21 protein-coding genes are annotated in these 23020 nt (G+C 62.9%); 14 read left to right on the top strand and 7 right to left on the bottom strand.

The annotated features are described in order from the left end of the window. Positions 1 to 4: 4 nt before the first annotated feature. The 3 genes from F3J20_RS13685 to F3J20_RS13675 form a co-directional block, all read right to left on the bottom strand. A complete protein-coding gene (locus tag F3J20_RS13685; RefSeq protein WP_240162794.1) occupies positions 5 to 733 on the bottom strand; it encodes an ABC transporter permease in 729 nt (242 codons plus the stop codon). A 62-nt stretch (positions 734 to 795) separates the two neighbouring features. Further along, complete coding sequence (locus tag F3J20_RS13680; protein WP_167039282.1) at positions 796 to 1599, bottom strand: ABC transporter ATP-binding protein; 804 nt, start codon at positions 1597 to 1599, stop codon at positions 796 to 798. Positions 1600 to 1616: 17 nt separating this feature from the next. Next, a complete protein-coding gene (locus F3J20_RS13675; RefSeq protein ID WP_205998860.1) occupies positions 1617 to 2660 on the bottom strand; it encodes an ABC transporter substrate-binding protein in 1044 nt (347 codons plus the stop codon). A 322-nt stretch (positions 2661 to 2982) separates the two neighbouring features. Between F3J20_RS13675 and F3J20_RS13670 the strand changes: the two genes are divergently transcribed. The 5 genes from F3J20_RS13670 (at position 2983) to F3J20_RS13650 (ending at position 7903) form a co-directional block, all read left to right on the top strand. Then, entirely contained in the window at positions 2983 to 3789 is an 807-nt protein-coding gene (locus F3J20_RS13670; protein WP_167039284.1) for an IclR family transcriptional regulator, read from the top strand. A 31-nt stretch (positions 3790 to 3820) separates the two neighbouring features. Beyond that, positions 3821 to 4843 carry a 2Fe-2S iron-sulfur cluster-binding protein gene (locus tag F3J20_RS13665; protein ID WP_345889880.1) on the top strand — a complete coding sequence of 341 codons (1023 nt, stop codon included), beginning with the start codon at positions 3821 to 3823 and terminating at the stop codon, positions 4841 to 4843. 27 nt (positions 4844 to 4870) lie between these two features. Further along, the gene (locus tag F3J20_RS13660) at positions 4871 to 5863 is read left to right on the top strand and encodes an ABC transporter substrate-binding protein (protein ID WP_167039288.1); all 993 of its coding nucleotides are present in this window, start codon (positions 4871 to 4873) and stop codon (positions 5861 to 5863) included. Positions 5864 to 5929: 66 nt separating this feature from the next. Beyond that, entirely contained in the window at positions 5930 to 7309 is a 1380-nt protein-coding gene (locus F3J20_RS13655; protein WP_167039290.1) for an MFS transporter, read from the top strand. Between the two features lie 174 nt (positions 7310 to 7483). Continuing rightward, entirely contained in the window at positions 7484 to 7903 is a 420-nt protein-coding gene (locus F3J20_RS13650) for a hemerythrin domain-containing protein (protein WP_240158804.1), read from the top strand. 134 nt (positions 7904 to 8037) lie between these two features. On the opposite strand, the gene F3J20_RS13645 is transcribed toward F3J20_RS13650, so the two are convergent. The 3 genes from F3J20_RS13645 to tssJ form a co-directional block, all read right to left on the bottom strand. Beyond that, complete coding sequence (locus F3J20_RS13645) at positions 8038 to 8820, bottom strand: DotU family type IV/VI secretion system protein (RefSeq protein ID WP_167039294.1); 783 nt, start codon at positions 8818 to 8820, stop codon at positions 8038 to 8040. Further along, complete coding sequence (gene tssK, locus F3J20_RS13640; protein WP_167283605.1) at positions 8817 to 10163, bottom strand: type VI secretion system baseplate subunit TssK; 1347 nt, start codon at positions 10161 to 10163, stop codon at positions 8817 to 8819. The genes F3J20_RS13645 and tssK overlap by 4 nt, the downstream gene beginning before the upstream one ends. Before the next feature lie 90 nt (positions 10164 to 10253). Beyond that, entirely contained in the window at positions 10254 to 10868 is a 615-nt protein-coding gene (gene tssJ, locus F3J20_RS13635) for a type VI secretion system lipoprotein TssJ (RefSeq protein WP_167283604.1), read from the bottom strand. 360 nt (positions 10869 to 11228) lie between these two features. Here tssJ and F3J20_RS13630 point away from each other — a divergent pair, with 360 nt between their 5' ends. From F3J20_RS13630 to tssA, 9 genes are all read left to right on the top strand, one after another. Then, positions 11229 to 11915: a hypothetical protein gene (locus F3J20_RS13630; protein WP_167283603.1), complete on the top strand. Its 687-nt coding sequence runs from the start codon at positions 11229 to 11231 to the stop codon at positions 11913 to 11915. A 58-nt stretch (positions 11916 to 11973) separates the two neighbouring features. Further along, positions 11974 to 12519, top strand: coding sequence for a type VI secretion system contractile sheath small subunit (gene tssB, locus F3J20_RS13625; protein WP_167039301.1), 546 nt, complete (start codon positions 11974 to 11976; stop codon positions 12517 to 12519). 18 nt (positions 12520 to 12537) lie between these two features. Then, positions 12538 to 14031 (top strand): type VI secretion system contractile sheath large subunit, encoded by a 1494-nt coding sequence (tssC, locus tag F3J20_RS13620; RefSeq protein ID WP_167039303.1) that lies wholly within the window; start codon positions 12538 to 12540, stop codon positions 14029 to 14031. Between the two features lie 130 nt (positions 14032 to 14161). Beyond that, positions 14162 to 14665, top strand: coding sequence for a type VI secretion system tube protein Hcp (locus F3J20_RS13615; RefSeq protein ID WP_167039305.1), 504 nt, complete (start codon positions 14162 to 14164; stop codon positions 14663 to 14665). A gap of 106 nt (positions 14666 to 14771) precedes the next feature. Continuing rightward, the gene (tssE, locus tag F3J20_RS13610) at positions 14772 to 15251 is read left to right on the top strand and encodes a type VI secretion system baseplate subunit TssE (RefSeq protein ID WP_167283602.1); all 480 of its coding nucleotides are present in this window, start codon (positions 14772 to 14774) and stop codon (positions 15249 to 15251) included. 84 nt (positions 15252 to 15335) lie between these two features. Next, on the top strand, positions 15336 to 17174 hold the full coding sequence (gene tssF / locus F3J20_RS13605; RefSeq protein ID WP_167039309.1) for a type VI secretion system baseplate subunit TssF: 1839 nt from the start codon (positions 15336 to 15338) through the stop codon (positions 17172 to 17174). After that, complete coding sequence (gene tssG / locus F3J20_RS13600; RefSeq protein WP_167283601.1) at positions 17138 to 18223, top strand: type VI secretion system baseplate subunit TssG; 1086 nt, start codon at positions 17138 to 17140, stop codon at positions 18221 to 18223. The genes tssF and tssG overlap by 37 nt, the downstream gene beginning before the upstream one ends. A gap of 31 nt (positions 18224 to 18254) precedes the next feature. Continuing rightward, entirely contained in the window at positions 18255 to 20924 is a 2670-nt protein-coding gene (tssH, locus tag F3J20_RS13595) for a type VI secretion system ATPase TssH (RefSeq protein WP_167283600.1), read from the top strand. Between the two features lies 1 nt (position 20925). Then, positions 20926 to 22062 (top strand): type VI secretion system protein TssA, encoded by a 1137-nt coding sequence (tssA, locus tag F3J20_RS13590; RefSeq protein WP_167283599.1) that lies wholly within the window; start codon positions 20926 to 20928, stop codon positions 22060 to 22062. A gap of 131 nt (positions 22063 to 22193) precedes the next feature. Here the strand turns inward: tssA and F3J20_RS13585 are convergent. After that, on the bottom strand, positions 22194 to 23020 hold an 827-nt coding region (locus tag F3J20_RS13585), incomplete at its 5' end, for an OmpA family protein (protein ID WP_167283598.1).

The following is a 23020-nucleotide window of genomic DNA, read 5'->3' as shown; positions in this document are numbered from 1 at the left end:
GCGTTCACTTCCAGGGAATCAGCTTGCGTTCAATTTCGTTCAGCAGCAGGGAAATGCCATAGCCAAGGATCGCAATGACAATCAGGCCGACATACATCTGCTCGACCGAAAGCAATTCCCAGGCATTCCAGATCATGTAGCCAAGACCGCTCTTCGAGCCGATCATTTCGGCAATGGCAATCAGCATCAGGCCCAGACCAAAACCAAGCTTGATGCCGCTCATGATGTGAGGCACGGCGCCGGGCAATGCGATAGTGCGAAATACCTGCCATGGATTCGCGCGAAAATTGCGGCCCACGTCCAGATAGATCCTGTTGATTTCGAGCACGCCCGTCGTCGTATTGATGAGCATCGGATAAAACACGCCGATTGCGACCATCGCGATTTTCGACGCTTCGCCAAGGCCGCAAATCAGCATCAGCAGCGGAAAGATCGCACTCTTCGGAACCGGATAGGTTGCCGCAATCAGCGGTTCGAATACGGCGTGCAACGGTTTCGACAGACCGGTTGCAACGCCTAGCAGCAAGGCGGGAATGCCGCCGATCAGTCCGCCCCACAGAAGGCGCAGCAGCGTTGCCGAGGTGTTGTCCCATAGCGAGCCGTCCTTGACGAGCGCGCCGAAGGTACTGAAGATCTGCGTGGGTGCGGGGAAAAAGCGCACGTCGATAAGACCCGTCTGCGCCGCACCCTGCCATAGCAGCAGTAACAGAACGGGCGACGCAATGCTGATCATGCGATCGCGTTGCCCTTTGCTTATCTTGCGTCTCTTCGACGGCGTGGTGCCCAATAAAGTACTCATACTTTTTCACCGAGGTCGCGGGAACGCACGCGCTCGACTTCCTCGCGCAATTGGCCCCAGATGGAATAGACAAATTCGCCGTATTCCGGCTGTGCGCGCAGTTCGAGCACCGAGCGCGGGCGCTGGAACGGAACGTCGATTACGCGTTTCACGCAACCGGGCTGCGCCGTCATGATCATGATGCGATCGCCCAAGGTCGCCGCTTCGTCCACGCTGTGCGTGATGAACAACACCGTCTTGCGCGTTTCGTCCCAGATGCGCAGCAACTCTTCCTGCAGCAGCAGCTTGTTCTGTTCGTCGAGCGCCGAGAATGGCTCATCCATCAACAGGATGTCCGGATCGTTCGCGAATGCACGGACGATGGAAACGCGTTGTCGCATACCGCCCGAGAGTTGATGAGGGTAGGCCTTCGCAAAACGCGTGAGGCCGGTGCGATCGAGGTAGTAGCCGACCGTCTCGCGAATTTGCGCTTTCGGCACACCGCGAAGCGCCAGCCCATAAGCTGCATTGTTGAACACCGTCATCCACGGAAACAGCGAATCGCCCTGAAAGACCATCGAATTCCCCGGCCGATTCTGCGCGGGCGAGGTGATTTCGACCGTGCCGCTCGTTGGCGCTTCGAGATTCGCGAGGATGCGCAGCAGCGTCGTCTTGCCGCAACCGGATGGCCCGACGATCATGAAAAAGCAGCCGGTCGGGATATCGAGCGAAACATTGTCGAGCGCCGTGACCTTGCCGCCTGCCGTCTCGAACGATTTCGTGAGATTCCTGAGCCGGATTTTCACGGAGGTGTCTTGCATCGTGCGTGAAGCTCCCGTTATTTCGCGCGCGGCCGGTACGGGCCCAGCGCTGTGTCTGCGGCTTCCGCAAACGACGTATCGACAACCTGGGCAACGGTGACATTGCCCTTCACGTCGCCGTGACTCTTGAAGTACGCCAGATCATTCTCGAGACTCGCGATGTTGAGCTTGCCGTCGGGATTCGTACCTTGAGGAACGATCTCGCGATAGAGCGAGGCATCCTTGATCGACGTGTACTGAGTCAGAATCGAAATCACCTCGTCCGCGTTCGGGCCGGCGATCCTGCCGTCCTTGAGCGCATCGTTGTAATCGCGCGCGGCGCGCAGATAGGCGCGCATGAATGCTCTTGCCGTGTCCGGATGCGCATGGATGAAGGTGTCCGAATAGAGCAGGACGGCGAGCTGATGATTCAGGTAAATCTGGTCGTCGCCCATCACGCGGATCGCGGCACCGCTGCGAACCGCTTGAGTCGCGGAAGGCTCGGTTGTCAACGATGCATCAACGGCCTTGTTTTCGAGCGCCATCACGTGCTGCGGAAAGCCCAGATAGACGCGCTCGACGTCGCTCGGCTTGAGGCCGGCTTTCTTGAGCGCTTCGTTCATCGTGGACGTAGAAGCGCTGCCGGTTGCACTGCCGGCAATCTTCATGCCTTTCAGGTCTGCAAGCGTTTTGTAACGACCGCTCTTAACGAGATCCGTGCGCACGAGCAACGGCTGATAACCGTAGCCCGACGGCGTCGATCCCTTGTCCGCCACAACCTTGATGCCGATGCCGCGCATGACGGCGTTATAGAGCCCCGCGGACGGCGAACCGCCCGCGACTTCCAGTTGCCCGGAGCCGAGCGGCGCAACCATTTTCGCGCCGGAATCGAACGGAATGAATTTCGCGTCGATGCCTTCGGCGCGGAAATAGCCTTTCTTGTCGGCAATGAAGAACACGACATCACTGCTTGCATCCGCAATGCCCACATGAACGGTCTGCAAGCCCGCAGCCACTGCCGCGGCCGGGCCCAGCATGAAACACATGGCCAGCGCCGCGCCCATCATCCTGATGCCTTTCACTGCCTGTCTCCTTGATTTGATCTTTGCGGCGCTCGGGTGGACTACCTCAGTTTCGATCTCCGGCGCAAGTGGTGCTCCCTTCGCTGCAACACAAAAAATTGTTCTTATATGTGGAACTATGTATGTTATAATGGAACGATTGAAGTTTCCCTTTGAACAGATGAGAAAGTCAAGGTAAACGAAAGAGACCTGGGGTTAGTCCGCATGTGTCGAGAGAGGCGGGCACCGGAACATGCGTGGTCGTGGCTATAAATAGAAGATTGCGTTCCGTGACCAGGGGGCGCTAAATTGAACGAGGATTGATAAATTGGACGCGAAGATCATGCGGAACAATGAAACGGGAATAGAAGAAGCAGAGGTGGAACAGGATGGCCCGCGCAGGCTGTCGTCGGTAACGGCGGCATTGCGGCTACTCAAGATCTTTTCGGAAGAGGAGCCCGAGCTGGGCATCAGCGCATTGTCGAAGCGCATGGGTGTCGCAAAGAGCACGGTGCATCGTCTGTGCGCTGCGCTGCTTGCCGAAGGATTGCTGGAACAGAACCCGGATAACGGCCGTTATCGGCTCGGCGTCCAGTTGTTCACGCTCGGCGCGCTCGTGCGCCGACGCTTCGACGTAACGAAACAGGCGCTGCCGTTCCTGCACGTGTTGCGCAAACAGACGGACGAAACCGTACAACTCGCGATTCTCGACGACACGAGCGTCGTTTACATGTTCAACCTCGAAAGCGAACAGGCGATCCGCATGCGCTCGTATATCGGTGTGCGCAAACCCGCCTGCTATACCGCGGAAGGGCATGTACTGCTCGCCTCCAGCACGCCGGACGTCGTTTCGCGCGCGCTCAAGCAAGGACTCGTTGCCCGCACGCCCAAGACGAACACGGATACGCAGGTGTTTCTGAAAACGCTCGAGGACGTGCGTCGAGAGGGTTATGCGATCGATGATGAGGAGTCTGAAGTAGGCATGCGCGGTATTGCCGCGCCCGTGCGTGACACGACGGGCCATGTCGTTGCGGCGATCGGCTTCGGCGGCCCCGTACAACGTCTCACGAAAAAGGCGCTGCGCGCGGCGGTGCCGCATTTGATCGCCGCCGCCGAAGGCATTTCCGCAACTCTCGGCTATCACCCTTGAGATAGCCCATCAGGACATGGAAGAGACACTTGTGAATAACCATAAACATCGCATCACACTCGCGGGCACGGAGCAGTCTTTCGAATGCGGTAGCGATGACGTGCTGTTGCGAGCGGCCCTGCGTAATGACATCGCGTTCCCGTACGAGTGCAACGTAGGCGCGTGCGGCAATTGCAAATTCGAACTGATCGAAGGCGACGTCGACGCCCGGTGGCCCGAGGCACCGGGGTGGACCGCGAAGGATCGCGAACGCCGTCGTTATCTCGGCTGCCAGAGCATGCCGCGCGGCGATTGCACGATCAAGATGCGCCCGAGTCAGCACTACGCGCCTATTCATCAACCGAAACGCGTCACGGGCACGTTCACGTCGTGCCGTCCGGTCACGCACGATATCGGCGAATTCCGTTTCGAGCTTGCGGACGAGATGCGCTTCGAGCCGGGGCAATACGCATTGCTCACGCTACCCGGCGTCAACGGGCAGCGGGCCTATTCGATGAGCAACATCGTGCAAGGCCCGAATGCCAAGGTGCTCGATTTTCAGGTGCGCCGCGTACCGAACGGCCAGGGCAGCAACGCGCTGTTCGACATGCTGGCGAAGGGCGAACAGATCGAGATCGACGGTCCCTACGGCATGGCCTATCTGCGCCGGGACGTGAAGCGCGACATTCTGTGTCTTGCGGGCGGTTCGGGCCTTGCCCCGATGATTTCCATCGCGCGCGGCGTTGCGGCAGACCCGGACATGCAGGGCGTCAAACTGCACTTCCTGTACGGCGGCCGCACGCCACGCGACGTGTGCGGACGCGACATGCTCGAAGTACTCGAAAATTTCGGCAAGCACCTTCATTTCGACGCGGCCGTTTCGGATGCGGGCGGCGAGCAGTGGGGCGGCCATACCGGCTTTGTGCATGAGCTGGCCGAGTCGATGTTCGGTGACGGCCTGCGCGAGATGGAAATCTATTTTGCGGGTCCGCCTGCGATGGGGCAGGCGATCCAGAAAATGCTGCTGGCACGCAAGGTGCCGTTTGGGCAGGTGCATTTCGATCAGTTCTATTAATTTTCTTCAGTCCATAAAGGAGTCGGTGTGAGCAAGTTGCAGCTTTCAGTTGCGGTCGGTCCCTACGACCGTATGCGCCCCCTGGTCGATGGTGAAGTGCAGATCGAGGGCGTCGATCCGACGTTCATGTTGCAGGAACCGGAAGAAATCTTCTTTCGCGCGCTGCGTCATGCGGACTACGACATCTGCGAACTGTCGTTGAGCAGCTATTCGGTCAAGACGGCCGCGGGTACGTCGGCTTACGTTGCCATTCCGGTATTTCCGTCGCGCGCGTTTCGCCATACGTCGGTGTATGTGAACGCGAACGCGGGCATTCGCAAGCCGGAAGATCTGAAGGGCAAGCGCATCGGCGTGCCGGAATACCAGTTGACGGCAAACGTGTGGGTGCGCCTGTTCCTCGAAGAGGAGTACGGCATCAAGGCGTCGGACGTCACGTGGGTACGCGGCGGTTATGAAGACCCGACGCGCGTCGAAAAGATCAGCCTGAATCTGCCCAAGGATGTGGAACTGGTGAACGCACCCGAAGGCAAAACGATTTCCGGCATGCTCGAAGCCGGCGAAATCGATGCGCTGATCGGCCCGCGCGCACCGTCGTGTTTCGATCGCGGTTCTCCGAACGTGAAGTACCTGTTCGATGATCCGCAGGCGGAAGCCGCGGCGTGGTATCGCAAAACGAAGCTGTTCCCGATCATGCACACGCTCGGCATCCGGCGCACGCTCGTTGAGCAGCATCCGTGGCTGCCGATGTCGGTGATGAAAGCCTTCGAGAAATCGAAAGCGATCGCGCTGCACCGTCTGACCGATACGTCTGCGACGAAGGTGACGCTGCCGTTTGTCGATACCCAGCTTCGCGCCGCGCGCGAATTGATGGGCGAGGATTTCTGGCCGTATGGTTTCGCCGCGAACGAACATACGCTCAACCGGTTCCTCGCGCAGCATCACGCGGAAGGGCTGTCGAGCCGCCTGCTGGAAGCGAAGGATCTCTTCCATCCGGCGAGCCTCGAAAGCTTCAGCATTTAATCGGTCATCAGGCAACGCTGGGGGAATCCCCGGCGTTGCTGTTTTGGATCGCGTCAAAATATCATCATGCAACAGATCGCAATAGAGCAGGGCGGTTTGGCAACGAAGGAAGACGGGCTGAGCGGCAGCAAGCTGATATTCGGTGTACTGGCAATATCGCTTGCGACTGCGCTCAGTATGCTCGATAGCGTGATTGCCAACATAGCGTTGCCCACCATCACCAAGACATTGAATATCAGCCCGTCGGATTCGGTGTGGATCGTCAATGCTTACCAGCTTTCGATCATCATGACGTTGTTGCCGCTGTCGTCACTGGGTGATCGGGTCGGCTATGCGCGCATCTACATAGCCGGGCTCGTACTCTTCACGTTCGCATCGCTGATGTGCGCGATGTCGCAATCGCTCGACATGCTGATTATTTCGCGTGTCTTGCAGGGGCTAGGCGCCGCCGGCATTGGCAGCGTCAACACCGCCATCATCAAAATGATTTATCCATCGCGGCTGCTCGGGCGCGGCGTCAGTATTCATGCATCGGTCGTGTCCATTTCGACCGCCGCCGGGCCGACCATCGCGGCGGCGATCCTCTCCATTGCTACATGGCCGTGGCTGTTTGCGATCAACGTGCCGCTCGGCATTGTCACGTTCTTCGTCGGATTCAAGGCGCTGCCGCGTCCGCAGGTCTCGAAAGCATCCTATGATTATTTCAGCGCACTGCTGAATGCGGCGATGTTCGGGCTGCTCGTGATCGGCGTCGACCGGATGGGCCACAGCAACGGTATCAACGCAAGCATCGTCATCCAGCTATCCGCGGCTGCAATCTGTGCGTGGTTGCTGGTGCGTCGCGAGCGGCATCGAGCCAAGCCGCTCCTGCCGGTCGACCTGCTGCTTAAACCGGCATTTCTGCTGGCCGTCCTGACATCCGTCTGTTCGTTCACCGCGCAAATGCTCGCGTTCGTATCGCTGCCGTTCATGCTGCAGGATGCGCTCGGACGCAGTGCGATGGAAACCGGCGCGCTCATTACACCGTGGCCGATTGCGGTCCTTTGTATTGCACCTCTGGCCGGTTCATTGTCGAATCGCATCAATGCGGGGGCGCTCGGCGGCGTCGGGCTGGCTATTCTTGCAACAGGCCTGTCGCTGCTCGCGCTATTGCCCGCACATCCCGCTTCGTTCGATATCGGCTGGCGCATGGCGGTGTGCGGGATCGGCTTCGGGCTGTTCCAGCCGCCGAATAACCGGTCGCTTCTCGCCCTTGCGCCGCCGGGACGCACCGGCAATGCCAGCGGCATGATTAGCGTGGCGCGCGTGCTCGGACAAACGTTCGGTGCCGTGCTGACAGCGTTTATATTGCTGATCGAGCCTCATCATGCAGGCGTGGTTGCGTTGATCACGGGTGCGAGTTTCGCGGCGGTTGCCGCGTGCGTCAGTCTGACTCGCCTCATATAGGCGAGTGGCTATAGAAGCGCGTTTGACGGGTCTGTGAGGGTGTTTTCTATCGCCTTCATTTTTGTTCTAGTGTCGATGGCGTTGCTTTGAGAGAAATTGATGAACACAAAAGATTTGACGCACGCATCCGCAACGGCAGACATCGAAGTACCGGTGCGGCAGAGTGATACCAGCATGGTCTGGTCGGATGCACGGCTGCTGGGCTTCACGCCGATGGACGATGTGCACGAGGAATTCTATGCGGTCGCGCTACGGCTCGTGACCTGTACCGATACCACGGCGCTCGCCGCGATCGAGGACTTCGAGAAGCACGCCGTCAGTCATTTCGAGCAGGAAGACGAATGGATGCGCACGACGAATTTTCCGCCGCGTGATTGCCATATTGAAGAGCATGCGGCCGTTTTGAAATCGGTGGGCGAGGTCAAGGCGGCCGTCGCGGCGGGGCAGGCCAACGCCGAGGTCGTGCGTGATCTGGGTATGCACCTGTTTGGCTGGTTTCCCGGCCATGCGGACTATCTGGATTCCGCGCTGGCAGCGTGGATGACGAAACAGACAATGGGTGGAAAGCCTGTTGTGCTGCGGCGGACTATCTAGTCTGCAAGACCAAAGAAATGAAATGGAGCGGCGCGGCGATCGTCGGAATATGAAACGCCGCCGCCGCAATCATGCGTTGCATGTGCAACCAGAGCTGATCCGCCCCGGCCGCAGGCCTGCATGCAGGCATGCATTCAAGGCAGCGAGATCGTCAGATTGGCCGACTGCGGCCCGAGCTTGATGAGCTGCGTATACGGGGCGAGCATATGCACCGTGTTATCGCGCAGCCAGGTGCTGAGGCCGAGCCAGGCAAGCAGGCCCGCCAGTGCGAATACGGTGCCGATCGACCAGAGCGGCACTTCGCGCTTGAGGCGGTGCGCGACCTGATCGGGCAGCGGCCAATGCGGCGCGAAAGGCGCGCGCTTGCCCTTGATGTGAGCGATCTCGTCGCCGAGTCGTGCCGTGAGATAGGCCAGCTTTTCCGGTCCTTCCAGAATGTACTTGCCCTGGAAGCCGAGCAGCAGGCACATATGAAAAACCTCGAGCGACTGTAGCCGCGGTGCGCCTTGCGCGCGGCACTCCTCGAGATACTGGAAGAACTTCTCGCCCGCGAGCTGCTCGCCGAACAGCGCAAGCTGCAACGGACGCCGTTCCCATTCGGTACGAATGCGGAACGACGACGCAAGCACCGATTCATCGAGGGCGGCACAGAACGCAAACTTTGCCGCGTACACGTCTTCGGCCGCGACGTTCAGCTTCTTCGCGCCGCGCTCGAAGTCGCCGAGAAACTGCTGCACGCGCGCGCCGAATTCGGGAGCGTCACCCGGTTCACGGCCGTTCTTCAGCAGGAACAGCATGAAGAAGCCGTCGTACAGCAGATCGAGCAGCGAGCGCACCTGGTAAGCCGGCTCGGCGTGAGGAGCAGGGTGATTCACGGCCGGCGCCGCGCTGCCGAAAAGAGAAGGGGCGTTGCTCATGACGTCACCGCGATCAGTTCGAGTTTGAGATCGTTAATGCCCGAAGGCGCATAGACCATGGCCGACTGCGACTGCACCATGCGCTCGAAGAGCGCGCTGCGTGCTTCCAGCGCGAAATAGCACGCGCCGGGCCGCACCGGAATGGCGGGCGGAACCTGTGGGGTGTAGACGAGCCGCACGCCCGGCATGGCCGAGAGCACGAGTTTGTCGACGTCGTCGGGGGCGCCGACCTTGAAGCGTGCCGGTACGGCCTCGACGAGATCGACCGCGGGCATGTCGGCCGACACGGCGAGATAGAACGTGGTCTTGTCGTCGATCTTGCCCGAGTCCAGGCGGCCGATATGGAACGAGGGGCGTACCTCTTCGAGCGCGATCGCGAAGTACTGCGTCGAGATGACCGTTTCGAGCAGATCGCGCAGAATCGTATCGAGGCGCGCGAAGCCGGGGCCGGGATCGTCGTGGCGATACGCGGGCAGGTCGGCGAGCGCGTAGCCCTTGGAGAACGTCATGAGCTGGCCGGCGAGGCGCAGCAGTTCGTGAAAGAGCCGCTCGGGATGCAGCGTCGCATGCTGATACAGATGCGCGAGCGTGGCGAACGCGCCGCTTGCCGTATGCAGCAGCCAGAACGAAGCGATGTCGCCCGAACGGAACTCGATGATGTTCTTGGTCGGCTCGCGATGAAAGCCATAGAGCGCATTGACCTTGGCCTGCAGCGCGTCGATGAGGCGGCGCAGCCGCTGGTGCAGCAGCGGGGAAGCCTCGATGGCGAGACTCGGCGGCACGAAGCTCTCGTCGACTTCGAAGCCCGAGGTCGCGGTGCGCCGCACGCGCACGATGGGCACCGAGAGCAACTGGTCGCGCGGCTCGCTGTGCGCGATCAGCTTGACGTTCGTCTTCAGGAACGTCACGTCGGCTTGCGCCGCGTCGGTGTAGTGATCGGCCACGCTCGCCTGCTCGCTCACATAGCGCGCGACGAAGCCGGCATCGCGGTCCGGTGCGTAGTTCGCGCCGGTTTCGCGCAACTGGTGCAGCGCCAGGTAGAACGTGAATTCGTTCATGCCTTCGGGCAGCGTGTCGAGCGCGACGGGCGGCGGCAGGTCGTCGGCCTGCGGTGCGCTGTAGAGCGTGCCGTCCGGAAACACGAGCGAGAGTTCGCTCAGGCGCAGCATGTTGCTGCCCAACGCGTCGTGATCGATTCGTGCCGTACGCACGCCCCAGTTATACGGTGCGACGGCCTGAATCGATTCGAACAGGCGCGCTTCGTGATAAGCGTCCTGCCGCTGGAAGTGCTGAGGCCTAAGGAAAAGGCCTTCTCCCCAAAGCACTTTCGAGGAATAACTCATGTTAAATCGGCTATATGCGTGATTCAGCCTATTCCGCTCGCGGCAGCGATTGAGAGACTGAAATTGTTAAATATTCCGTTTGCCCGTTATTCACCCGCAAGTCACCGACGAAAGCAGATTCAGCGGCTGCGACGGTAATCCTTGCTGAGGCGGGATCACTGTGCCGTTCGTGACGGTCATCGCGCAGTTATGCAGGCCGACCATTATGCCGGATTTCTCGGATTTGGCAGGATCGAAGGCGAATTTCCAGCGCTGCATGGCCGGGTCGCGGAATAGCGCGACAACCCCGAATGCCTGTGCTTCCCGCGAAACCTTTTCGGTGGCGTTATATCGCTGCCCCGGGATCAGCGTCACCTCGCGCACGCCGAGCAGGTCGCTACCCAGCGCGCTCTTTTCCTTCGCCGGGTCGGTAAACGTATCGAAAGGCGCTTGTTGGAATGACGTAGGGTCCTTCAGCACGTAGAGCCGCACCACCAGCGCGAGCGGCTTGTTGTCGGTCGCCGCGTTGAGATTGGGGGCCGCCAGCAGGGTGATGCCGAGATTGCGCGGCGGTTTCTGGCTGTCCGGCACATCGGGCTTGCCGATGCCCGCGAGCTGCAAGGCTGCCGACGCTGCGCTGCCGAGTGCCGGCACGGCCGCCGCGCAGCCTGCCAGCTGAATGCTGGCGAGAAGAATCGATGCGAAACGAATAACGCGCGCATTCATTTTTATTGCGCCGGGCGCGAATGCCCGGGACCCCTTGAGTGGTGAACTGCGACCTGGATTATGCCGACCGCATAACCAAGCGTTTAACCCCGTGTTGCGCCAATAATTACGCGGTTATGTCATGCGGCAATCTTTGCCGACTCGCTCATCAATACATTTGATTGAAAAAGAAATTATTTCCAGTGCCAATTTCTTGCCGCTGCACACTCCCGGCTTCAAAGAAACTAATTAGAGTGTGCACCGATCATTCAGAAGTTGAATTATCAAAAATTGGCCTGTACTATACCCGCGCACTGGAGCTAAAGCAAAGCTCTGATTTCCCTTCCATCGAATTAAAAACTACACGTTGGTGAAACCACAATGATAAACCGGGTCATTACAGGGCTCTTCGGGGTGGTGTTGGCATGCGGGGTGATCGCGGGCTGCGCTACGCAGGACAACAACCTTGCGGCTTCACCGGACGCATTCAACAAGGCGTTGGCCGATGCCGACGCCGCAGCGAAGGGCGGCGACCAGGACCACGCGATCGCGCAGTACCAGAAGCTCGCCGCCGCCGATCCCACACGCGAGGAACCGTGGTCGCGCATCGCGCAGATCCAGTTCCAGCAGCAGCACTACGGACAAGCCATCGTCGCCGCGCAGGAAGCGCTGCAGCGCGACCAGAGCGACCGCGACGCGAAGAGCGTGCTGGCGGTGGCCGGCCTGCGCGTCGCCACCCAATCGCTCGGCGAACTGCGCCAGGACGCCTCGCTGCAAGGCGACGCGAAATCCGATGCGCAGGCGCTCGCGAAGCAGTTGCGCGACACGCTCGGCGAGGACTCGCTGTTCCCGCCCGAGCAGGCGGCCGAGAAGCCCGCGCCGAGGAAGCGCCGCATCGTGCGGCACGTGCAGAAGCCGGTGGCGAAGCCCGCCGAGGCGACCGAAGCGGCGGTGGCCGCGCCGTCCGCACCCGCCGTTCCGGCTCCGGCCGTCCCAGCCGTTCCGGCAGCGCCCGCGGCCAAGGCCGCGAAGAGCGGCGCGGCCGATCCGTTCAGCGCGCTGCGCTGACGGCCTCGCGGTGAATGGTCGACAACAGGCTTGAACGACTCGAACAGGGGAGCCCTCGATGGCAAAGAAAGAAAGTATCCAGAAGCGCTTGCAGAAAGTGCGGCCGCCGCGCGTTCAACTGACCTACGAGGTCGAACTCGGCGATGCGATCGAGGTGAAGGAGTTGCCGTTCGTGGTCGGCGTGATGGGCGATCTCGCGGGGCAGTCGGAAGTCGAGCAGCCGCGTTTGCGTGACCGCAAGTTCGTCAATATCGACCGCGATAATTTCGACGACGTGATGAAAGGCATCGAGCCGCGCGCCGCGTTCCAGGTCGAGAACCGGCTCAGCGAAGCGGGCGGCAAGTTCGCCGTGGACCTGCGCTTTCGCTCGATGGCCGATTTCAATCCCGACGAAGTCGTCGAGCAGATCGAGCCGCTGCGCCGCCTGCTCGAGGCGCGCTCGAAGCTCGCGGACCTGCGCAACAAGCTCGCCGGCAACGACAAGCTCGAAGACCTGCTGAGCGAAGTGCTCGCCAACACGCAGCAGTTGCAGGCGCTCGCGGGTGGCGCGAACGAGGCGGCAGGCGATGCGGGCAAAGAACCCAGCGACGGCGGCGATCAATAAGCGCCGGGGGAGATCGACATGAATCAGCAAACTGGCGCGGTTCGCACCGCCGCCGTGGAAGAAAACCAGGCCACGTCTTCGCTGCTCGACGAGATCGTCGAGAAGAGCAAGGTTGCGAAATCCGAGTCCGAGCATGCGCGCGCGAAAGACCTGATCGGCGAACTCGTGCATCAGGTGCTGGACGGCACCGTGGTCGTCTCGAACAATCTCTCGGCGACCATCGACGCCCGCGTGGCCGAACTCGACCGCCTGATCTCGACCCAGTTGAGCGCCGTGATGCACGCGCAGGAATTCCAGCGCCTCGAAAGCACGTGGCGCGGTCTCGAGTATCTGTGCAAGGAAAGCAATACCGGCTCGACTATCAAGATCAAGGCGTTGCATGCGCCGAAGCGCGACGTCGTGCGCGACTTCAAGACCGCGGTTGAATTCGACCAGAGCGCGCTCTTCAAGAAGATCTACGAGGAAGAGTTCGGCACCTTCGGCGGTGCGCCGTTCGGCGCCCTGATCGGCGATTACGAGGTGACGCGCCAGCCGGAAGACATGTATTTCATCGAGCAGATGTCGCACGTCGCGGCGGCGGCGCACGCGCCGTTCATCGCGTCGGCCTCGCCGGAACTGCTCGGGCTCGAATCGTTCGCCGACCTCGGCAAGCCGCGCGATCTCGGCAAGGTGTTCGACACCGTCGAATACACGAAGTGGAAGTCGTTCCGCGACGCGGAGGATTCGCGCTACGTGGGCCTCACGTTGCCGCGCTTTCTCGGCCGCCTGCCGTTCAATCCGAAAGACGGCGCGACGGCGGAAGGCTTCAATTTCGTCGAAGACGTCGACGGCACCGATCACGCCAAATACCTCTGGTGTAACGCGGCATGGGCCTTCGCGGCACGCCTGACGGCGGCGTTCGACGACTTCGGCTGGTGCGCGGCGATTCGCGGCGTGGAAGGCGGCGGTCTCGTCGAAGACCTGCCGACGCATACGTTCAAGACCGACGACGGCGAAATCGCGCTGAAATGCCCGACCGAAATCGCCATCACCGACCGGCGCGAAAAGGAACTGAGCGACCTCGGCTTCATTCCGCTCGTCCATTGCAAGAACTCGGACTACGCGGCGTTCTTTGCCGCGCAATCGGTGCAGAAGCCGAAGAAATACAGTACCGACAACGCGAACGCGAATGCCGTGCTGTCCGCGCAGTTGCAGTACATCTTCTCGGTGTCGCGCGTTGCGCACTATCTGAAGGCGATGATGCGCGACAAGATCGGCAGCTTCGCGTCCGCGCAGAACGTCGAAGTATTCCTGAATCGCTGGATTTCGCAGTATGTCCTGCTCGACGACAACGCCTCGCAGGAGCAGAAGGCGCAGTTTCCGTTGCGCGAGGCATCGATTCAGGTCAGCGAGATTCCGGGCAAGCCGGGCTCGTACCGGTCGGTCGCTTTCCTGCGGCCGCATTTCCAGCTCGACGAGCTGTCGATTTCGCTGCGGCTCGTGGCGGATCTACCGAAACCGGCCAATTCGTAATGGCGCGAACGGGCTGAACCGGGATGAGTGGACCGTCGTCCGGCGGCTCACTCCGACACGTGACCCGGGGCATCAAGCCCGGGGCACGTAAAAACTACCGCAAACCACCTTTCTGGGGAGTCGAGGAATTATGAAGGATATCTATCTAAAATTCGGAAATCCCGCGATCAAGGGCGAGTCGCAGGATAAGGACCACGCAGGCTGGATCGAGATCGATTCGTGGAGTCACTCGATCCTGCAACCGCGTTCGGCAACGGCCTCGACGGCGGGCGGCCACACCGCCGAGCGTTGCGAGCACTCCGACATGCGCTTCACGAAGGACATCGACGTGGTCAGCCCGCTGATTTATCAGCACGCGTCGGGCGGCACGACCTTCGACGAAGTGACGATCGACTTCATGCGCTCGGACGGCGAGGGCAACCGCATCAAGTACCTCGAAATCAAACTCAAGTACGTGATCATCTCCAGCATCACGCCGGAAGTCATCGGCGAAGGGCTGCCCACGGAGCAGTTCTCGCTCAAGTATGCGGCCGTGCAGTGGAAGTACACGCAGCAGAAGATCGGCGGCAACCAGGGCGGCAATGCGCAAGGCGCATGGAGCCTCACGAAGAACGACAAGACCTACGCGGTCTGACGCAAGCCGGCGTCACGCAGGGCAGGCGAGGGCGGTGCGCATTGGCGCGGGCCGCCTGCCTGCGTTTGTGCCTGCGCCCTATTGCTGACTGACATTACTTGAACCGATGAAGCGTTTCGAGCCAGGTTTGCTCGACAAGCTCTTCGACGATGATCCGCACTCGCTGGCACCGGCGGCGGTGCGGCAGTTGTCGATCGAAGAACTCAAGGGGACCGTTGCGCGCGATCTGGAGTCGATCCTGAACTCGCGCATCGTGTTTACGGAGTCCGACCTCGCGATGTTGCCCGAGTGCCGCCGTTCGATCCTGACTTACGGGCTGAACGACTTCGCGGGGCTCAGTCTCGCGAGCCATTACGATCGGGCCTTCATCTGCAAGTCGATCCAGCAGGCGATCGAGCGCCACGAACCGCGCCTGCAACGCGTGTCGGTGACGCTTGAACTGAACGAGCGCTCGACCAACGCGCTGTACTTCGGGATTCAGGCGATGCTGGTGGTGCATCCGGCGCAGGAGCCGGTGAATTTCGACGCGCTGCTGCAGCCCTCGACGCTGCAGTATTCGGTCACGCGCGCACGCGCGAAGTCCTGACGCCGGCGGCCATGGGCCGCATCGCGCGAGATAACAGGACGTAAAGGAAGTTTCGGGGAAGTTTCGGGGGCGGGAGAGTCATAGATGGAAGAGCTGTTGCCGTATTACGAACGCGAACTGTCGTTCCTGCGGCGTTATTCGCGCGAATTCGCACAGCGCTATCCGAAGATCGCGGCCCGCCTTGCGATGACGGGGGAGCACTGCGAGGACCCGCACGTCGAACGGATGATCGAATCGTTCGCGCTGCTCGGCGCTCGCATCAACAAGCGTCTCGACGACGATTATCCCGAGTTCACCGAGGCGCTGCTCGAAGTTCTGTACCCGCATTATCTGCGTCCGTTTCCGGCGTGCTCGATCGCGCAGCTCGGCGTCGCGGGCTCGTTCGGCAACCTCACCGAGCCGGCGGTGATCGAGCGCGGCACGGAACTCAAGTCGCGGCCGATCCGCGGCGTGCAATGCCGCTTTCGCACCGCCTACGACGTGACGCTCGCGCCGATCCGCATTTCCGAGGCGCGTTACGTGCCGGCGGCAACTGCGCCGAGCGCGACCGTTCTGCCGCCGAACGCGACGGGCGTGTTGTCGATCACGTTCGAATCCACTTCGCCGCAATTCGATCTCTCCGCGTGGAAGAGCGGTGCGCTGCGCACTTACCTGCATGGCGAGCAGTCGTTCATCGCGGCGCTCGGCGACTGCCTGTTCGTGCATGCGATCGCCGCCTACGCGGAACCCGAACGCAACGGCCGCTGGCGCGCGCTTTCCGCGCTGCCGTTCGCGCAAGTCGGTTTCGACGAGGCCGACGCGCTGATCGACTATCCGGCGAAATCGCATCCGGCCTATCGGCTCCTCACCGAGTATTTCGCGTTTCCCGACAAGTTCGATTTCGTCGACTTCGACCTCGCCGTGATGACCGCGGCGGCGGGCCGCTGTCAGCGGCTCACGCTTCACATCGTGCTCAAGGAAGTGCGCGGCGACTCGCACGTCGCGCGGCTGCTGGACACGCTCGCGGCGCATCATCTGCGGCTCTTCTGCACGCCCGTGGTGAACCTCTTCAAGCAGCACGGCGAGCCGATCCGCCTCGATCATCAGGCGGCATCGTATCCGGTCGTGGCAGAGGGGCGGCGCGCATTCGCCTACGAAGTCTATTCGATCGACTCCGTGCAGCTGGTGCGGCAGCGCGCGCACGAGGAATCGGTCATCGAGTTCCGGCCGTTTTATTCGCTGCGTCATGGCGAGACGATGCGCGCCGGCCACTACTGGTTTGCGCGGCGCGACGAGTGGGTCGCGCAAAAGAGCCCGGGCTACGAAACCGAAATTTCGATTGTCGATATCGACTTCGACATGGCCGAGCAGCAGAACGAAACATTGAGCCTCGAACTGACCTGTACCAACCGAGATCTGCCCACGAGCCTCGCGACCGGGATCGAAGGGGGCGACCTGTTTCTGGAAGGCGGCACGATCACGAGCAGCATCTCGCTGCTGATGCGTCCGACGCCGTGCGTGCGTTTCGAGCGCCGCCAGGCTGCGCACTGGCGGCTCATTTCGCATCTCGCGCTGAACCACGTCTCGCTCGCGAGTCAGGGCGCCACCACGCTCAAGGAAATGCTCGCGCTCTACGACCTGCGCCGCACGGCGGTGTCGGCGCGGCATATCGACGGCATCGTCGACGTCGAGCAGCGCGCGGCGGTGCAATGGCTGCCCGGCAAGCCGTTCGCGACCTTCGTGCGCGGCCTTGAGATACGGCTCACCGTCGACGAAGACCACTTCGTCGGCACGAGCCTCGGAACGTTCGTGCGCGTGATCGACGTATTCTTCGGGCTTTACGTGCATATCAACAGCTTCGTACAACTGGTCGTCGTGTCGCGACGCACCGGCGAGGAGATCATGCGATGCAGTCCCCGCAGCGGCGAATCGATTCTGGCGTAATCGGGCGCCTGCTCGACGAGCCGCACCGCTTTGCGTTTTTCCAGGCGGTGCGCCTGCTCGAACGCTGGTTCGTCGAGAACAGCGACGCACGGCAGCGCGACGTGCTCCCTCAGCGCATCGGCTTTCGCAACACGCTGTCGCTCGCGTTTCCGCCCAGCGAAATCGCGGACGCCGTGTCGTACGACGCGGCCGGCGCGCCGCTGGCCGACGCGCGCGAGCGGGCGGACGCGCTCGATGCCGGCGAACTCGAACGCGTGGATCTCACGCCCGCGTTCTTCGGACTGCTCGGCGGTCAAGGCGCGCTGCCGCTGCACTATACCGAGCAGATCGTCGCGCGCGAGCAATTGCGGCGCGACCGCGCCGCGCGCGAATTCTTCGACGTGTTCTCGAATCGCGCCACGGCGCTGTTCTATTCGGCGTGGAAGAAATACCGCCTGCCGTTCCATTACGAACTCGACCGCGACGAGCGCTACCTGCCGCTCCTGCTCGCGCTGGCGGGCGTCGCCAGCGACGGGCCGCGCGCGAGTCTGCAGGACGGCACGGGCGCGCTGTTCGACGAGGCGATAGCGGGCCATGCCGTGGCCGCGCGTCATCAGCCGGTTTCCGCCGCGTATCTGCGTCATACGCTCTCCGACTATTTCGGCGTGCCCGTGCGCGTCGAGCAGTTCGTCGGCAAGTGGTACGACGTGCCGCCCGACCAGCTGTCCATGCTCGGCCAGCGCAACGCGATGCTCGGCGCCACGGCGCTCGCGGGCCAGCGCGTTTGGCAACGCGACATGCGCGCGCGTCTCGTCATCGGGCCGCTGTCGAAGGCCGATTACGAGGCCTTCCTGCCGGGCGCCGAACACGCGGTCGCGCTCGAACGCATGCTCACGCTGCTCGCGCGCGTGACGCTCGAATACGAGGTGCTGCTCGTGCTGCGCCGCGAAGACGTGGGGCCTAGCCATCTCGGCGCCGGCGCGCGGCTCGGCTGGGACGCCTTTCTTTGCACGCACGAAGCCGACCGCGATCGCCGCGACGCACGCTACGAACTGCACGTCATCCATTGAACACAAGAGCCCCGAGGCCGGACCGCACATCATGAGCACGCCCCTTAAAACCCTGATCGCCAAGCTGAACACGACATGCCGGCTCGCCGCGGAGCGCGCCGCGAGCGTGTGTCTGTCGCGCGGGCACTATGAAGTCGATCTGGAGCATCTGCTGCTCGCGCTGCTCGAAGAGCCCGCGAGCGATCTCGCGTGCGTGCTGCGCACGGCGCGTGTCGACGCGCATGCGTTGCGCGCGGATCTCGAACGCGAATTGCAGCGGTTCAAGACCGGCAATACACGTACGCCGGTCTTCTCGCCGCATCTGATTGCACTGTTCGAGCAGGCCTGGCTGATCGCCTCGCTCGACTCGCAGATCGGGCGCATCCGTTCCGGCCATCTGCTGCTCGCGTTGTTGAGCGCGCCTGATCTCGCGCAGTTCGCGCAGCGCATGTCGGCGCGTTTCGCGGACGTGCCCGTCGCGGAACTCAAGCATCGCTTCGACGAGGTCACGCAAGGATCGGTCGAGGCCGCGCCGCGCGAGTCCGCGAGCGAGGCCGATGCCGGCGCCGGGCCCGTCGCGCACGATGCACCCGGCGCGCCGTCGAAAACGCCCGCGCTCGACACGTATACGACCGACCTGACCCAGCGCGCGCGCGACGGCCATGTCGACCCCGTGATCGGCCGCGAAGCGGAGATTCGCCAGGCGATCGACATCCTGATGCGCCGCCGGCAGAACAATCCGATCCTGACCGGCGAGCCGGGTGTCGGCAAGACGGCGGTCGTGGAAGGGCTCGCGTTGCGCATCGCCGCGGGCGACGTGCCGGAGCCGCTGCGCGGCGTGGCGTTGCGCGTGCTGGACATGGGGCTGCTGCAGGCCGGCGCGAGCGTGAAGGGCGAGTTCGAGAACCGCCTGAAGAGCGTGATCGACGAAGTGAAGAAAAGCCCGCAGCCGATCGTGCTGTTCATCGACGAGGCGCACACGATCATCGGCGCGGGCGGGCAGGCGGGCCAGAACGACGCGGCGAACCTGCTCAAGCCCGCGCTCGCGCGCGGCGAGTTGCGCACGATTGCCGCGACGACATGGACCGAATACAAGCGCTACTTCGAGAAAGACGCGGCGCTCGCGCGGCGCTTCCAGGTGGTGAAGATCGAGGAGCCCGACGAAACGCTCGCGGCCGCCATGCTGCGCGGCATGGTGAATCTCATGGAGCGCCACTTCCACGTGCGCATTCTCGACGAGGCGATTACCGAGGCCGTGCGGCTGTCGCATCGCTACATCAGCGCGCGGCAATTGCCCGACAAGGCCGTGAGCGTGCTCGATACCGCCTGCGCCAAGGTGGCGCTCGCGCAGGGCGCGACGCCGGGCGCGATCGACGACGGTAAGAAGCACATCGAGCGCATCGAGGCGGAGATCGCCTCGCTCGAACGGGAGACCGTGCACGGCGCCGCGCACGATGAGCGGCTCGCCGCGCTGCGTGAGCAGCGCGATGCCGCCGCCCGCGAACTGGCCGACAACGAGGTGCGCCATGTCGAGGAGCGCGAACTCGTGGCGCGGATCACGGAACTGCGCGGCCAGATCGACGCGGCGCGCGAGGACAATACGTCATCCGAACGAATGCAGGCAGCCGATGCGGCGCGCGAGGCGCTGCCGCCGCTGATCGAGCGCCTGCACGCCTTGCAGTCCGAGGCGCCGATGGTCCCGTTGCAGGTCGATGCGCACGTGGTGGCCGAAATCGTCGCGTCCTGGACCGGCATTCCGCTCGGCCGCATGGTGAAAGACGAGATCGATACCGTTCTGAAGCTCGATTCGCTGCTGGCCGCGCGCGTCATCGGGCAGGACCATGCGCTCGAAGCGATTGCGCAGCGCGTGCGCACGGCGGGCGCGAATCTCGAAGACCCGAACAAGCCGCGCGGCGTCTTCATGTTCGTGGGGCCGTCCGGCGTGGGCAAGACCGAGACGGCGCTCGCGCTTGCCGACATTCTCTACGGCGGCGAGCGCAAGCTCGTCACGATCAACATGAGCGAGTATCAGGAAGCGCACAGCGTGTCGGGTCTGAAAGGCTCGCCGCCCGGCTACGTCGGTTATGGCGAGGGCGGTGTGCTGACCGAGGCCGTGCGCCGCAATCCGTATTCGGTCGTGCTGCTCGACGAAGTGGAAAAGGCCCATCCCGACGTGCTGGAAATGTTCTTCCAGGTCTTCGACAAAGGCACGATGGACGACGCCGAGGGCCGCGCGATCGACTTCCGCAATACGCTCATCATCCTCACGTCGAACGTGGGTTCGACCGCCGTCATGCAGGCGTGCCTGAACAAGTCCGCCGAAGAACTGCCGGATGCGCAGGCGCTTGCCGAGCTGTTGCGCCCGCAGTTGTACAAGACCTTCAAGCCGGCCTTCCTCGGCCGCATGAAGGTCGTGCCGTATTACCCGATTTCCGACGACGTGCTGGCGGAGATCATCGAGCTGAAGCTGGAGCGCATTCGCCGCCGTATCGAAGCGAACCACGGCGCCACGTTCGAATGGGACGAGTCGCTCGTCGACGCCGTGCTCGCGCGTTGCACCGAGGTCGACTCGGGCGCGCGCAACGTCGACCACATTCTGAACGGCACGCTCCTGCCGGAACTCGCGCAGCAGATCCTGGAGCGTATCGCGCAGGGCACGTCGCTCGCGCGCGTGAGCGTGCGCGCGGACGAGGCTGGCGAGTTCGAGTACACGGTGGAATGACATGACGGATATGACCGCGCTGCTCGCGCCCATCAACGAAGCGTCGCCATGCGGCGACGATCTGCTGTTTTCGTCGGACTTCGATGCGATCCAGCATGCGCGCCGTTTCGACGACGCCTCGCTCGATCAGGGCGAATGGATCACCGACATCAAGGAAGCCGACTGGCCCTTCGTCGTCGAGCGTTGCACGGCCCTGCTGGGCACGCAGACGAAGGACCTGCGCCTCGCCGTGTGGCTGACCGAGGCGCTGGCGATTCAGGACGGCGTGCCGGGACTCGCGCAGGGCTACACGCTGCTGACCGGACTCGTCGAACGGTATTGGGAGCAGGTGCATCCGCTGCCCGAAGGCGACGACACCGAGTATCGCCTCGGCAACGTCGCATGGCTGGCGGGTCGCTCGGCGGAGTTGCTGCGCTCGGTGCCGCTGACGCAATCGGGCGTCGCGTTCAGCGCGCTCGACTGGGATGTCGCGATGCACGTCGCGCAGGCGGTCAAGCGCGATCCCGATCACGCAGACGACATCGCGCGCGGCAAGCCGTCGGTGGAGCAGATCGACGCCTCGAAGCGTGCCACGCCGGCCGCGTTCTATCGCACGCTGCTCGCGCAACTGAAGGCCTTCGAGGGCGTGCTCGCGGGGCTCGACCAGGCGCTCGACTCGCGCGCCGGGGATGCCGCGCCCAGTTTCCGCCAGGCGCGCGACGCTTGCGAGAGCGTTTATCGACTCGCGGAGCGGTTTGCGCGCGACGTGGGCGTGAATCCGCACGAGGCCGAGCAGCAGCAAGAACAGGAACAAGGGCAGGCCGTGCCGCCCGCCGGCGTATCCGCGGCGAACGAGCGCGCGGAGCCGAGCTTCAGGACACCTTTGCCGGTCGAGGACACCATGGCGAACCCGATTCGAATGCCGGTCCGCACGCACGCGGGCATCCAGAGCCGCGCCGAGGCCGTTGCGCAATTGCGCGCGGTCGCCGTTTTCTTTCGCGAGACCGAGCCGCACAGCCCCGCCGCCTATCTCGCGGACAAAGCCGCCGAGTGGGCGGAAATGCCGCTGCATCAGTGGCTCTCGACGGTGGTGAAAGACGACGGCACGCTCGCGCATATTCGCGAGATGCTGGGCGTGAAGACGGATGATGCGGGCTAGGCGCGTTTATCGATGAGACGTGCGGTTTGGGTATCGCTTGCGCTCGGCATGCCCACGCCGAGCAAACCACACAAGTCACGCAAACCGCGCGAAGCAGGCCGATAAGGCGCCCGCTCCCGCGCGGACCGTGCTCACAGCCCCACGCGGAACTCGATGCGCCGGTTGCGCGCGCGTCCGTCGCTCGTATCGTTCGACGCGATCGGCTGGTCAGGGCCCACGCCCGTCGTCGTCACCTGTTGCGGCGAAATACCCTTCGTTACGAGATAGCCCTTCACCGCATCGGCGCGCGCCTGGCTCAACGCAATGTTCGACGTGCGATTGCCGGCGTTGTCCGTGTGCCCGATGATGTCCACCGTGCGCGTATTCAGCTTCGCGAGCACGGCCGCCATCTGGTCGAGAATCGCGCGGCCTTGCGGCGTGAGCGTCGCGCTGCCCGTTTCGAACTCGATCGTGCGGTTCGCGAGCGTCTGGTCGAGCAGGCCCTGCTCGGAAGCGCTCACGTGCAGTCCGTTGCGAATCGTGTAAGTCGGATTGAGCGCGGTAGCCATGTCGCTCGCGATCTGCTGGCGCATGGCCTCGTTGCCGACCTCGCCGCGCACGTCGATCTGCGTGCCGTCGATCTTCAGCTGTCCTTTGTGGATCTGCTTGAGTTGCGGGCTGAGCAGCTTCTGCACGTTGGCCGACCAGTTCGGCGGTGTGGCGACGTCGCCCACTTCGATCTGATCGACCACGTTGGCCGCGCCGTAGGTCTCGCGCAGACGCGCGAGCACGGCCGCGTGCGTGGCTTCGTCGGGCACTTTGCCGCCCGCCACGACCTGGCCCGGCGTGGCATTGACGGGCGCCGGCGTCGAGGTGGCGCCCGCGCGGGGCAACGACGCAGCAAGCGGGGCCGGCGCGGCCGAGGCATTGGTGGCCGGCGGCAGCACCGTGGTCTGGACCTGCGCGCCGCTGTTGTCGA

The organism is Paraburkholderia sp. Cy-641 (assembly GCF_011752945.1).
Taxonomy (GTDB): domain Bacteria; phylum Pseudomonadota; class Gammaproteobacteria; order Burkholderiales; family Burkholderiaceae; genus Paraburkholderia.
The sequence above is the reverse complement of the archived record's forward strand: the minus strand, read 5'-3'. Positions and strand labels throughout refer to the sequence as shown.